Source organism: Candidatus Stoquefichus sp. SB1 (genome assembly GCF_001244545.1).
GTDB lineage: Bacteria > Bacillota_I > Bacilli_A > Erysipelotrichales > Coprobacillaceae > Stoquefichus.
In genome coordinates, this window is sequence record NZ_LN852695.1 from 106,215 (window position 1) to 120,114 (window position 13,900).

Annotated in this window: 12 protein-coding genes; 4 read left to right on the top strand and 8 right to left on the bottom strand. The window is 29.8% G+C overall.

All coding sequences use genetic code 11. The features are described from left to right. Positions 1–19: 19 nt before the first annotated feature. Positions 20–505: a superoxide dismutase family protein gene (locus BN1865_RS08645; RefSeq protein ID WP_050636867.1), complete on the bottom strand. Its 486-nt coding sequence runs from the start codon at positions 503–505 to the stop codon at positions 20–22. 33 nt (positions 506–538) lie between these two features. Then, positions 539–961: an NUDIX hydrolase gene (locus BN1865_RS08650; RefSeq protein WP_050636868.1), complete on the bottom strand. Its 423-nt coding sequence runs from the start codon at positions 959–961 to the stop codon at positions 539–541. A gap of 68 nt (positions 962–1,029) precedes the next feature. Here BN1865_RS08650 and BN1865_RS08655 point away from each other — a divergent pair, with 68 nt between their 5' ends. Continuing rightward, on the top strand, positions 1,030–1,716 hold the full coding sequence (locus BN1865_RS08655) for a YjjG family noncanonical pyrimidine nucleotidase (RefSeq protein WP_050636869.1): 687 nt from the start codon (positions 1,030–1,032) through the stop codon (positions 1,714–1,716). A 25-nt stretch (positions 1,717–1,741) separates the two neighbouring features. Here BN1865_RS08655 and BN1865_RS08660 read toward each other — a convergent pair whose 3' ends face one another. After that, a complete protein-coding gene (locus tag BN1865_RS08660) occupies positions 1,742–4,309 on the bottom strand; it encodes a YhgE/Pip domain-containing protein (RefSeq protein ID WP_050636870.1) in 2,568 nt (855 codons plus the stop codon). Between the two features lie 153 nt (positions 4,310–4,462). On the opposite strand from BN1865_RS08660, the gene BN1865_RS08665 reads away from it, so the two are divergent. From BN1865_RS08665 to BN1865_RS08675, 3 genes are all read left to right on the top strand, one after another. Then, complete coding sequence (locus BN1865_RS08665) at positions 4,463–4,888, top strand: Rrf2 family transcriptional regulator (protein WP_050636871.1); 426 nt, start codon at positions 4,463–4,465, stop codon at positions 4,886–4,888. A 32-nt stretch (positions 4,889–4,920) separates the two neighbouring features. Further along, the gene (locus tag BN1865_RS08670; protein WP_050636872.1) at positions 4,921–5,937 is read left to right on the top strand and encodes a M42 family metallopeptidase; all 1,017 of its coding nucleotides are present in this window, start codon (positions 4,921–4,923) and stop codon (positions 5,935–5,937) included. 78 nt (positions 5,938–6,015) lie between these two features. Beyond that, the gene (locus BN1865_RS08675; protein ID WP_050636873.1) at positions 6,016–8,202 is read left to right on the top strand and encodes an EAL domain-containing protein; all 2,187 of its coding nucleotides are present in this window, start codon (positions 6,016–6,018) and stop codon (positions 8,200–8,202) included. A 2-nt stretch (positions 8,203–8,204) separates the two neighbouring features. On the opposite strand, the gene BN1865_RS08680 is transcribed toward BN1865_RS08675, so the two are convergent. The 5 genes from BN1865_RS08680 to BN1865_RS08700 all read right to left on the bottom strand — a co-directional run bounded on the left by BN1865_RS08680 (position 8,205) and on the right by BN1865_RS08700 (position 13,856). Beyond that, entirely contained in the window at positions 8,205–9,170 is a 966-nt protein-coding gene (locus BN1865_RS08680; RefSeq protein ID WP_232780360.1) for an alpha/beta hydrolase, read from the bottom strand. Between the two features lie 89 nt (positions 9,171–9,259). Beyond that, positions 9,260–10,825, bottom strand: coding sequence for an ABC transporter permease/substrate-binding protein (locus tag BN1865_RS08685; RefSeq protein ID WP_050636874.1), 1,566 nt, complete (start codon positions 10,823–10,825; stop codon positions 9,260–9,262). Continuing rightward, complete coding sequence (locus BN1865_RS08690; protein ID WP_050636875.1) at positions 10,825–11,946, bottom strand: ABC transporter ATP-binding protein; 1,122 nt, start codon at positions 11,944–11,946, stop codon at positions 10,825–10,827. Before BN1865_RS08690 ends, BN1865_RS08685 begins: the two co-directional genes overlap by 1 nt. 290 nt (positions 11,947–12,236) lie before the next feature. Continuing rightward, on the bottom strand, positions 12,237–13,073 hold the full coding sequence (locus BN1865_RS08695; RefSeq protein WP_050636876.1) for a hypothetical protein: 837 nt from the start codon (positions 13,071–13,073) through the stop codon (positions 12,237–12,239). 327 nt (positions 13,074–13,400) lie between these two features. After that, positions 13,401–13,856: a DUF1307 domain-containing protein gene (locus BN1865_RS08700; protein WP_050636877.1), complete on the bottom strand. Its 456-nt coding sequence runs from the start codon at positions 13,854–13,856 to the stop codon at positions 13,401–13,403. Positions 13,857–13,900: the final 44 nt, after the last annotated feature.

A 13,900-nucleotide genomic window follows, 5' to 3' on the forward strand; every position in this document is an offset into this window, starting at 1 on the left:
ATGAAAGAATATACATCACTTAAGAAAAACGTTTGATCTCTCCACATGCTATTTTATGACCAGAATTTCCTGCTGGCTGACTATGAAAATCATCTGCATTTTCATGAATAACAAGTGTTCGATCAATAATATCCTGAGGTTTAAATTTATCTATAAAGATAATTCCCCAAGCTCTTCCTTTTGATGCAAAAAGCGGAGACAAATCTCCCAAATGACTAGGATGTTCTTTTTTTGTTGGATTATAATGTCCTTTTGTTTTTTCATAGGCAACTTTTGTATTATTGATACAACTATTACCTTCATGAATATGAAATCCATAAAATCCACTTTGATTTGTCTTTGGTAAACCCATAATTTCATAAACCATAATTGTTCCTGAAAGATAAGGATAAAAACAAACTGTACCAGATATTTTTTCTCCCATCATATAAGCAAAAGCATAAGGTTTATCATTAATAATTGTTGTTAAAATTTGGGTTGTCATTCTTGTTGGTTTTATTTCCATTATTATCACCAACACATTATATTCTTACTTTTTTTAAATAGAACTTTCTTTCCATCCTTCTTTATGTAAATCCAAACTATAGAGAATATGACCAATGTTCCCATAACCTGCAAAACGTTGTACATCAAAAAAATTCTCCCGTAAAGATATCCAGTTTAATTCATTTTCTTCACCATAAACATCAATATTCTCTTTAAGTTGACCAGCCCAAACTTCTAAAATCATATCTTCTAAATAATAATTTAAATCATGAGTATGTGCTAAAGATATATCCTTACTGCTAATATGTGTTTCTTCATATAATTCACGATAAGCAGCTTGTACACTTGTTTCGTTCTCTTTTCTTTTTCCCCCAACCAAATTATACATTCCTTGAAAAGGATTTTTTCTTCTTAAACACATCAAGACCTTTTGCTCATCATGACTAAAGACAACAATTACATTATACTTCTTCATACTTTTCCTCTTTTCCTATTCATAATCATAACAAATTTGTTTATAATAAGAAAGAATTGGAGGTTATTATGACAAAATATACAACTTTATTATTTGATGCTGATGGAACACTATTAGATTTTCAATCAGCAGAAAAACAAGCTCTTAAAAATACGTTTGAAAAATATCAAATTCCTTTGACACCTCAATTAAAAGAAAGATATGAAGTTATCAATTCTGATTTATGGAAACAATTTGAATTAGGTATTATTGACAAAAAAACAGTTGTTTATACCCGTTTTGTTAAACTTTTTCAAGAATTTGAAATTAATGCAGATGGTATTGCTTTTGAAGATGATTATCAATCCGCATTAGGAAGAGGACATGAACTTTTACCTCATGCTTATGAAGTTATTGAGAACTTATCACAAAACTATCAACTTTATATTGTTACAAATGGGGTTTCAAAAACTCAATATAGTCGTATGAAAGAATGTGGTTTAAAAAGTTATTTTAATGATATTTTTGTATCTGAAGATACTGGATATCAAAAACCTGCCAAAGAATATTTTGATTATTGTTTTCAAAGAATTGAGAATCTTGATTTAAAAAAAACATTAATCATTGGTGATTCTTTATCTAGTGATATTCAAGGAGGAATCAATGTAGGAATTGATACATGTTGGTATAATCCACAGCATTTAGAAAATACAAAACAACTTCCTATCACTTATACAATATCTGATTTAAGGGAATTATATATGATCTTAAAATAAAAACATGAATCATTACGATTCATGTTTATTTTTCTTCATTTACATTTTCAAATGCCTGTGGAATAAGATGTTTATCTTCTTTATTTTTGATTTGGAAATATAAGATTGTTAATAAAGAACATACAATAAAGATACCAATAAATACCCATATTTCTGTTGTTAATGAAGCAGAAGCCATACTAATGACTTTTCTAAATCCATTAACACTATAAGTGTAAGGCATAAAGGCATGAATTGCTTTATAGAATACACTTGATGTTTCTAATGGATAAGTTCCAGCTGAGCCACCTAAGTTAATAATCATAAAGACAAGCAATAAGAAGTCTCCAATGTAACCAGTGGTCATACTTAATAATATGACAATTGACATATAAGCTGCTGCAACTAAAATTGCAAAGAGATATGTTAATAGTAATTGTTGTGGTTCAAAACCATTAATCACTCTTAAACATGTAATCATAACAATTGCTGCTATAGTTGAAATACTATACATAACACTGGCTTTAGATAACCAATATTTCCATCCATTTTCTGCATTTTTAATACCATGTCGAATTGGATACATCAAGACAAAGGCTAAAGCTGTTACATATAATGCTACACTCATCATATATGGTGCCATTGCGTGTCCATTGTTTTCAACAACTGAAATTTCATTATGTGTTGTATCAACTGGTGTACTCAACATATCAATTGTTGAATTTGTTGTATTCATCTTGCTTTGATCAGCACCATCTTTTAAACGAGAATTGAGTGTTTGAACACCATCATTGACTTCATCTAAACCACTACCTAAAGTTTTAGATCCATCAGCCAATTGACTTGCACCACTACTGATTTGTCCTGCTCCACCATTTAATTGATCAGCACCATTAAGTAATGTCTGATTATGAGAAACAAGTTGTGTTGTCCCCATATAAATTTGACTAGCACCTGTATCTAAAGCTTTAATACCACTGACAAGTGTTGGTGTTTGTTTTACAAGTAAATTCGTTCCTTGTGCCAATTGTGTGCTACCAGAAGTCAATTTTTGGTTGTTAGATGTGATTGTTGCTAATCCATTATTGACATTTTCAGTTCCTTTGACATATGCATTCACACCATAAACCAAACTCTTTTCTTTTGCTATATTAACATTAACAACTTCATTTTTATCATTAACTGTTTGATAAGTTCCACCATTCACAGATGCATCTATCTTATCAAGTCCTGCCTGCATTGTTGATAAAGCCTGAATCATTCCCATTGTCTCTGGTGTTTTTCCTTGTGCATTTAGATTGTCTAAAACACTCTGAATAGATGCTGATAATTCATTAATTGCCTCATTATTCTTAACAGCAAGGTACTGAGCTGTCGTAATTACACCGTCTTCAGACAATAAACTATCATTGATACCATTTGATGTTTTTAATGCAGTAAGAATTTGCGTTTTTAAATCTTTATCCATCGTTGTATCATTTTCAATTTGAGCAATCAGTGCATTGTTTTGTTCTTGAGAACTTGTGGCTACGTTTTTAAGACCATTTAATTTCTCACTCAATTCTTGATTGCCTGCTTCTAATTTAGCAATATCTTGTGCTTTGGCTTCTAATTCTTTTGCCATTGATTCAGATAATGTTTGTATTTTTGTCAATAATAACTTATTGGCACTACTGATTTGTTTTGTGCCACTTCCTAAATCCTGTACACCTTTCATGAGTGTTGGATTGTTGCTTACTAATTGTTGTGTTCCTAAGTAAGCTTTTGATACACCATCTGTATAATCAGTAAGTCCACTCTTTAAGGCTTGTGAGCCTGTATTTAATTCTTGGATACCAGTAGATAAAGCACCAGTTGAACTGTTTAATGTATCTAACCCATCTTTTAAGGTATATACACCATTATCAACAGTCAATACACCATCTGTATAATCTTTTAATCCTTTTGTTAAAGTATTCGCACCATCTTTAAAAGTTAAAGAACTTGATGCAAGAACTTTTAAATTATCTGAGATTGTCTGATTTCCATTAACCAACTGATGAACACCATCAGATAACTTATCCGTGCCATCACTTGCTTCACCTAATCCATCAGATAAAACACCAATTGAATCAAAGATTGTTTGTGCATATGTTTTCGTTACACTTGAAGAAATTTCTGCTTTAATCTTAGCAATTGCTGAGTCATCCATCTTAGAAGCAATATAGTTTGTTCCTGGATTGGTTGTATAATTGATAATCATTTTTTGTGGTTGATTATCTAAGAGTGTTGTAGCATTTTTTGAAAAATCCTGAGGAATTGTGATAATCATGTAATAATCACCATTCTCTAGCCCTTTCATGGCATTTTGCGCATTCACAAAATGAAAGTCCATAGATTCATTATCCTCTAGGTTCTTAACAAGTTCCTCCCCTACATTTAACAATGAATCATTATAAGTGACTTCTTTATCCTCATTCACAACTGCAACGGGAATGCTTCCAGAATTTCCATAAGGGTCCCACATAGAACCTAAGAAAACACATGAATAAATACTTGGAATAGCAATAACAGCCACCATAACAATCTTAATCCAAGTATTATGGAAAACATTCTTCCATTCTTGTTTAACCATAAGAATCCTTCTTTCTTTGTTTTCTATAGACATTTAATATCTATGGATATATAATGTCTATAGAGTATTATAGTGAAATGACTATAAAAGTCAACTCTTTTAGATACAAAAATGGATTTTTTTGTTAAAATAGAATAAGAAGGTGAAAGTGATATGAAAATTAGACAGAGTTTTGAACAAGCAATATGTATTTTATTATTAATTGGTGCCAGTGATAGTCCTATTAAGAGTCATGAATTAAGTCAAAAGTTAGATATATCTGATTCTTATCTAAAGAAAATAACCAGACAATTAGTTGTTGGTGATTTAATCACTTCAAAAGCAAGTAAACTTGGAGGCTTTGTTTTAAAAAAGAAACTTCAGGAAATATCTTTTTTAGATATATTTGAAGCGATTGAAGGAAAGGAAAAATTTATTGAAACTACTCATTTGGTTGAGAAAGTATTTGATCCTAATCTAAAAGTTAAGGAAACAGAAGCTGTTATTGTTGACTATTTAAATACTGCTGAAGAACAATATAAATCAAAGTTAAAAGAAATTACTTTAGATCATATTTTTAAATCAGCACATCAATCATAGTTATTTATTAATATTATCAAGGAGAATAAAAAATGAATGAATATATATTAAATTTTGTAAAAGATATTATGGCTATTGATAGTCCTTCAGGATATACACGTGATGTAATAGCTTATTGTGAAAATGAAGCTCATCACTTAGGTTATCAAACAACAAAGACTAAAAAAGGAAATTTAGAAATATATGTAGATGGACAAGATGATTATACGATTGGATTTTGTGCTCATGTAGATACTCTAGGTTTAATGGTTAGAAGTATTAATAGTGATGGCACTTTAGCTTTTACAAATGTTGGCGGTCCTATTATTCCAACATTAGATGGAGAATATTGTCGTATTCTCACTCGTAATCATCAAATCTATACAGGTACAATTCTTTCTAATTCCCCTGCTGCGCATGTTTTTAAAGATGCTAAGGATAGAGAAAGAAGTTGTGATACTATGCATGTCCGCATTGATGAAATGGTGAAATCCAAAGAAGATGTTTTAGCCTTAGGAATTAATAATGGAGACTATATAGCCATTGATCCTAAAACAACCATCACATCATCTGGTTTCATTAAATCAAGATTTTTAGATGATAAGATGAGCGTTGCTATTTTATTTGGTATGTTAAAAACACTTCATGAAACTAATAAGAAACCTCTACATAATATTATTTTAACTATCTCTACATTTGAAGAAGTGGGTCATGGTAGCAGTTATATCTCTGATCAAATTGATGAATTAATAGCCGTTGATATGGGATGCATTGGTTTAGATCTAGATTGTAGTGAGTATGATGTTAGCATTTGTGCAAAAGATGGTAGTGGTCCATATGATTATGAAATCACTTCTCGTTTTATTCAATTAGCAAAAGATCATCAATTACAATATGCTGTTGATATTTATCCTTTCTATAGCAGTGATGTATCAGCGGCTTTAAGAGGTGGACAAAATATTAAAGGTGCACTGATTGGTCCTGGTGTTGCAGCATCTCATGGGATGGAAAGAACACATATTCAGGCGGTTGAAAATACTTTAAAATTAATTTTAGCTTATATTAATTAACTCTTTCTTACGAAAGAGTTTTATTTTCGTGATTTTATTGGAGAAATTCTATATAATAAAAGAAAGTGTGGTGAAAACATGAAAAATCCTTTAATGCGAAGATCAATTATAGTTGCAATGCTTCTATTAGTCCTTTTTGGCTTTTTTGCAACTATATATACAGATAACATGTCTCAAAGTCTTTATAATGAAACAAATGAGTATTTAAAAGATACAACGATTCAAACATCTATTGCGATTAGAAATCGCATGAATGAAAACATTACTCAATTAAAAACAATTGCTTTAATGATTGAACAAAATCAATTCCAAGAAGACAGTCTCATGCATTATTTAGATGAATTAGCACAAATAAATGGTGAAAAAAGATTTGGTATTGCTGATTTAAAGGGGAATGTAGTCACTTCTGATCATCAAGATTTTAATATTTCAAATCGTCAATATTTTAAAGATTCTTTAAAAGGAGAAAGTTACATTTCAGAAACAATGATTGATTATGTTGATGGTCAAGCAATCAATGTTTGTTCAGTTCCTATCTATAATCAAAATAAAGAAGTCAAAGCCGTTTTATTTGCTACATTTTCAACTGATAAATTATCATATATTCTATCTTCAGCAACTTATAATGATATTGGATTTTCATTTATATTTAATGAAGCTGGAGTAATTATCTTATCTTCTACAAAAGATGATTCTCAAAAAAATATTAATGATATTAGTCAGGGTTGTCTCAATCAAATAGATGTTTCAGGAAATGGTATTTTAACATTTACTGATGCTAATCATACAGAGAATTATTTGATTTATGCAAATATAGTTGATAGTGACTGGTTAGTTGCATCTGTATTTCCAAGAGAAATTGCAACACATAAGATTCAGGAGTTTATTCAGACTGCTTTTCTAACTTGGTTAGCTATTGGTAGTGGTAGTGCTCTTTTGATTTCGTATGTTTATTTTATACAACGTAAAAATAAACAGGATATTACCAAACTTGCCTATATTGATCCTGTTACAGAACATTATAACTTTAATAAGTTTTTAGAAATATGTCAGAAAAAACATCATCTTTCTCAATATGTTTTAGTTAATTGTGATATTAAAGGTTTTAAATGGTTTAATGAAATTTATGGTGAAGAAATTGCGAATAATCTTTTAAAAACAATTATATCTTGTATGGAGCATATTTGTCATGATGACGAATTATATTGCCGACAGGAATCAGATCATTTTGCCTTATTACTCAGAAAACAAGATCATCAACAATTAGAATTAAGATTACTTAATTTAGCACAATATATCCGAAGTCAATTTTTTAACTTGCATACAACTTCACAATATTATTTCTATTTTAGTCTTTTTGAAATCCAAAATGATATTATAGATATCCACTCTGCTTTTAAAAAGACACAATATGTCAAAAAAGAATTAAAAGCGTTATCAAAAGATGATGTCATCTTTTATCAAGAATCATTCTTCCAAGAAGGTCTTTACGCACAACAAATCGAAAAAGAATTTCAAACAGCTATCGACAAAAATCATTTTAAAGTCTATGTTCAACCAAAAGTAGAATTAAAAACAGGGTTAGTCCAATCAGGTGAAGCACTTGTGCGATGGCAACATCCTAATCATGGTATTATTTCTCCTGGTTCATTTATACCTATCTATGAAAAAAATGGTATGTTAGAAATTTTAGATGCTTATGTTCTCGAAAAGGTTCTCCAAAAATTAGTTTACTGGAATGAATATTATCATCAGAAAATTTCTATTTCAATTAATGTTTCTAGAACTTATCTGTTTAATGAAGGATATATTGATCAATTTATTGAGTTAATTGAATCTTATCCTATTGAACCTTGGCAAATTGAAATAGAAATTACAGAAACAACAGCTTTAAATCATAAAGAAGAATTAATTATGATTTTAAAGAAATTAAAAGAACATCATTTACGTATTTCTTTAGATGATTTTGGAAGTGGTTTTTCATCTTTAAATATGTTAAAAGATTTTCCTATTGATGTTGTGAAAATTGATCAGGAATTTTTTAGAACGAATACTTATACGCATAATCGAAGTCATATTATTATTGAAGAAGTTATTGAATTATGTCATAAGCTTAATATTATTGTTGTGGCTGAAGGTGTTGAAAATAAGGAACAAAATGATTTTCTGATTGAACATCATTGTGATTATATTCAAGGTTATTATTATTATAAACCAATATTAATAGAAGAATTTGAAAATTCATTTTTAAAAAAAGCTGAGTAAAATCAGCTTTTTATTTTCGTATCAATAAATTCAAAAACTTTATTCCAATAAGCTTCAGGATTATAATCTTTTGCTTGGGCATGTCCAGCTTCTTCTACTACGTAGATATCCTTGACTCCTTTGGCAGCTTCATAATTCGTATAAACCATATCAGTAGGTACAAAATCATCTTTACCCCCATGTATGAATAAAATAGGTTGTTTAGCCTTTTTTAATTGTTCTACACTAGATGCCTCTTTAAAATCATAACCTGCTTTTAATCGCCCTACTAAATTAGATATATCTAAAACAGGAAATGTTGGTAATGAAAAACGCTTATCTAACTCACTAGCAAAAATATCCCATACACTCGTATATCCACAATCTTCCACATACCCAATAACATGTTCTAAATTATCTCCAGCACTCATCATGACAGTTGCTCCACCCATAGAAACTCCATGCAGAATAATTTGAGCCTGTGGATCTTGACTTACAATCCAATCTACCCAACAAGCAATATCATCTTTATCTAACCACCCCATACCAATATAATCTCCCTGACTTGTTCCATGAGCACGATTATTAGGTAAAAGGATATTATATCCTTTCTCATAATATTGAATACCATAAGACATCATATTTGTATTATCAGACTTATATCCATGAATCAATATACTCCACATATGATTATTCTCATGCGTTAAATATTGTCCATTTAAACGTGTCGAATCATTTGATTCAATAATCATTGGCTTTGTCTTTTTCATAAATGCCTTACCAATAGCATCTTCTTTTTGTTTATTATCTGAAATAATCTTCTCATCTTGAGTCAAAACTCCAATTTTATCATCCTCTTTAATCTCCCTTTGATCAGATGAACTTGTTGGTGATAATGCATATCCTACAAAATAAGACCCTATTCCATATCCCATACTTAATAATATAGAAAATATAATAAATCCTATAATGAATCCCTTTTTTTTCATATATTTCAATCCTTTCATTTCTCTCATTTTATATAAAAGCTCTTCATTAATCAAGAAAAAAAATAATAGCAGAATATTTCTGCTATTATCTATTCACTAATTAATTGTTTTTCAATTAGAAATTCTTTTGCTACATCCATTGATTTTTGTTTTAATTCATCAACTTTATAATTCAATTCAACCATAACATCTTCATTTAAATAGTTTTGTAATTGATTAATCAAAGGAATAATTTCAGGACATTCATCTTGAATTCTTTGATTAATAACTGGAATTGCATGATATGGTAAGAAGAATGACTGATCATCTTTTAATACTTTTAAATCAAATTTCTTCAATAACCCATCTGTTGAATAAGCATCAATAACATCACACTCTTGACTTGCTAAAGCAGTATATCGAGGTGAACCATCAATAGGTACAATCTTTTTAAATTGGATAGGATAGGCTTTTTGTAGTCCTAACCAACAATCTTTTCTTTCCATAAATGTTAATGTTGGAGAAAAAATCAACTGTTTAGATACTTTACATAAATCACTAATGGTTTCTATGTTATATTCCTTAGCAGTGTTTTTATCCATAGCTAAAGTATACGTATTGTTAAAACCAAGAGCATCTAATACTGTTAAATTAAATTGAGATTGAAATTCTTGTTTTACTGTTCTATAAACTTCATCCACATCACTATTTGGTTCAAGACCTAAAATACTACCATAAATAGTTCCAGTATAATCAACATACATATCAATATCGCCACCTTTAATGGCATCTAATACAAAAGAACTAGAACCTAATGATAATGCTTGTTCAACTTGAACATCAGTATTTCCTTCAATTAAATATTTTAACATATAACTTAAAGTTTCCTGTTCTGAAAAATCCATACTTCCGATTTTTATTTGAATACCACTTTTTTGACTTCCCATATTGGTATAAATGAAACTACCAGCCAATGCAAGACATGTCAAAACAATAACAATTTTATCAATCATTCCTTTTAATGCACTTCGTGGTTTCGCTAACTGAAAACTTTTAGGTGTAACAAGTCGTTCTAAGATAGAGAAAATATAATCAATAAGTAATGCTAACGCACAAGCAGGAATAGCCCCTGCTAAAATTTGATCTGTATTGGTTGTACGAATACCAGCATAAACAAGATAACCTAAACCACCAGCACCAATAAAAGCTGCTAAAGTCATCAATCCAACAGAACTTACAGCACTAATTCTCACCCCAGCCATAATAACTGGTGCCGCTAAAGGAATCTGAACTTTATATAAAACCTGTAATCTTGTAAGTCCAATCCCTTTGGCTGCCTCAAGAGTCTCTTCATTAATACTATCCAAACCTGCAACTGTATTTTTTATAATTGGTAACAATGAATAAAGAATAACCATCACAATAGCTGGCTTTGTTCCTATTCCTAATAAAGGTATCATAAACCCTAATAATGCCATTGATGGAATTGCCTGTATTAAATTAGCGATTGCCATAACAGGCTTTTTAGATGGCTTAAAATAAGTAATCAATATTCCTAAAGGAATTCCCACCACAATAGATATCAATATAGCTAACACTGTTAATTGAACATGTTCTACAAACAATCCTAAAATGTTTGAAAAGTTTTGGATAAAATAATTAAAAAATCCGCTCATTATTCTCCCTCACTTTCATCATACTTCTTAGATAACGTTGTCACTAAAGTACTTTTTGTAATTAATCCAACCAAATGCTGATCATCAACAACTGGTATCGTATATTTATCTTTTTCTCTAGCAATATTTAAAACATCAACAATAGAATCATCAGATTGTACAGTTATACAATCCGTTTCCATTACTTCGTCTACACGTTTTCCTTTATTGGCTTCATCGGCAGCCTGCGCAGCATAAATCATTCCCATAAAGGTATGTTTTTTATCAACAACCATTAAACTATCTACACGATAGTTAAACATAATATTTAATGCTTTAATACTTTTTAATGTATGTGGACAAACGATTGGTTCTTCAATCATAATATCTTTTGCCTTAATCAGTTCTGGAGAATCCCAGATACGTTTTTTACCTACAAAGTTTAAAACAAAATCATTAGCAGGATTCTTTAAAATTTGTTCAGGTGTATCAAACTGTTGCACTTTTCCTTCATTCATAATACAAATACGATCAGATAATTTAATTGCTTCAGCCATATCATGTGTTACAAAAACAATAGTTTTTTGAATATTGTTTTGTAAACTCAACAATTCATCTTGTAACTGATTTCTTGTAATAGGATCAAGAGCACTAAAGGGTTCATCCATTAAGATAATATCTGGTTCACTCGCAAAAGCTCTTGCAACACCGACTCTTTGTTGTTGTCCACCACTCATTTGAATAGGATATTTGTCTAGGAATTCATCAACATCTAATCCTACCATATTCATGACATCTTTGACTTTATCAAGGAGATGTGGATCTTTTTTATTTTTAAGTTTGGGAATTAACTCTATGTTTTCTTTCACTGTCATATGTGGAAATAAGCCAGTTTGTTGAATAACATAACCAATATTTCGTCTTAATTCTATTTCATTTTCTAAACTAATATCTTTCCCATTAACAATAATTTTACCACTTGTTGGTTTAATCAAGCGATTAATCATTTTTAATGCAGTTGTTTTTCCACAACCACTTGGTCCAATAATACATACAAATTCACCATCATTGATTGTTAAAGATATATCTTCTAGTACATGTTTGTCTTTAAATGACTTATATATATTTTGAAATTCTATCATTTTATCAAATCCTTTCTTATTCTATTTTATTCCTATAATGTGACTAATTTGTGAATTATTGAACAAGATCAATGAATGACTTTTATTATTATAACACATTTTTTTCATTTTGTCTTTCTCCCTATTTTTAACGAACATCAAAACTCTATTAAATAACAATCTCTTTATAAAATATTCATCAATCATAAAATTATCAATCTCTATAATAATTACTTTTTTTATTTGAAAACTTTGAGTTTTATTTTATAACATTCATAAGAAAAAGGACAAAATCAATTTGTCCTTTCTCATTATGAAGTGAATATTTCTATGTATGTAGAACGCTCTTTTTCAGGAATATCTAAGAAATCTAATGCTTCTTCTAATGTATAACCATTTTTGCTCATCAGTTTTTTAATAAATTTCATCATTCCATACGTCTCTCCTATTGCCTTTCCTCTTGCTTCTCCAATGGCTTCACCTTCAAGCAATCCCTTTCTTCTAATCTCTTCCCATATCTCACACATCTCTTGTTTCCCTCCTTCATTTTCTTTGTAATAGTTTACTCTCTTTCTTAGAAACTCATAGTGTATATCTCTTGAATCAGTACAGAACATATCATGCATTAATCTCCCTAATGCTGTATCCTCCTGAATGCTTGCATTCACATAGATAATTTCTCTTCCTTCTTCAAACATCTGATTGTTTTCATCAATTCTACAATGACTATGATAGATTGGCAATCCATATCCCAATACATCTGTCTCAGTTATAAAGATAATGATGACATTAGGCAGCTTATCCCATTGTTCATTGGGAAACGATGTATTCGCATCTATCAGACTTCCATGAAACCTCGCTCTTTTGGGATGGGCTCCTTTCGTATCTCTCTGTACTTCAATGTTGATATAGTCATCACCATCCCTGACAAGTACATCAATGCTGATAGATCTACCCAGAATATTATTGATATCATACTGAGCATGACATTCAATGATATCAACACTCCTTTCAAGGATAATTTCAAGAAACTGTCTGACAACATCCTCATCCTTAAAGACAATCCTCATGAAGTCATCATCCATCAGCCTCAGTCTGGCAATAGAATCAAGATAATCAGTATTGTTTTCACAAATCAAAAAACTCATTACATAACCTCCTTATATTGATATAAGGAATCTAATAACAATATAGCACAATAATTGCTTAAAGTAAATATTCATTCAAAAGATCCCTATACTTATATATACGCAAAAAAAGTTCATTTTTCTTTTTTTAAATCATAAAAACTCAATTTTTTTCAATAAAACAAAAAATAGACCTCTCGATCTATTTTAAGTTCTTAAATGCAGTTGATATTAATCTCTATGGCATACTTGCAAATTAAAATTGAGTTTTAAAAAGAGGAGTTCAATTTCCATGAACTCCTCCATTGTTCCAAGTGCTTAACTTAATGATTTTAGCAAAATTGTTATTTATTTTTTAGTTAAACCAGCAGATTCTAAATTTTTTACTGTTTGTTCATAACTTACATATAAGACTTTACCATCTTCTTTAGTATTTGTAATTAATTTAGCATTTTTTAAGGCTTCAAAATCTGTTTTCTCATAATCTACAACTGTTGTTTCAGTAATCTTTTCATCAGTCACATCAGCCTTATAATTAACACCCTCAATATTATACAATTCTTTATATTGAGCAACTGTTTGTTCTATTAATGTTTTTGTTATTCCTAAACTTTTAAAGTTCATCTCAGATACTGCAGTTTGTTTTAAAACACGATCTCCTGAATACTCGATTGTGTTTGAAATTTTAGCGCCATTAATTTCACCTTCATAGACTGCTGTCTCAGTTTTAGCATTTCCACCACAACCACTTAATATAGCAGCTGCCATCATAATACACATTCCCATTTTTAATAATTTTTTCATAATTCCCTCCACTTTTTTGTAAGTTCCCAATCTTACTATTGTTA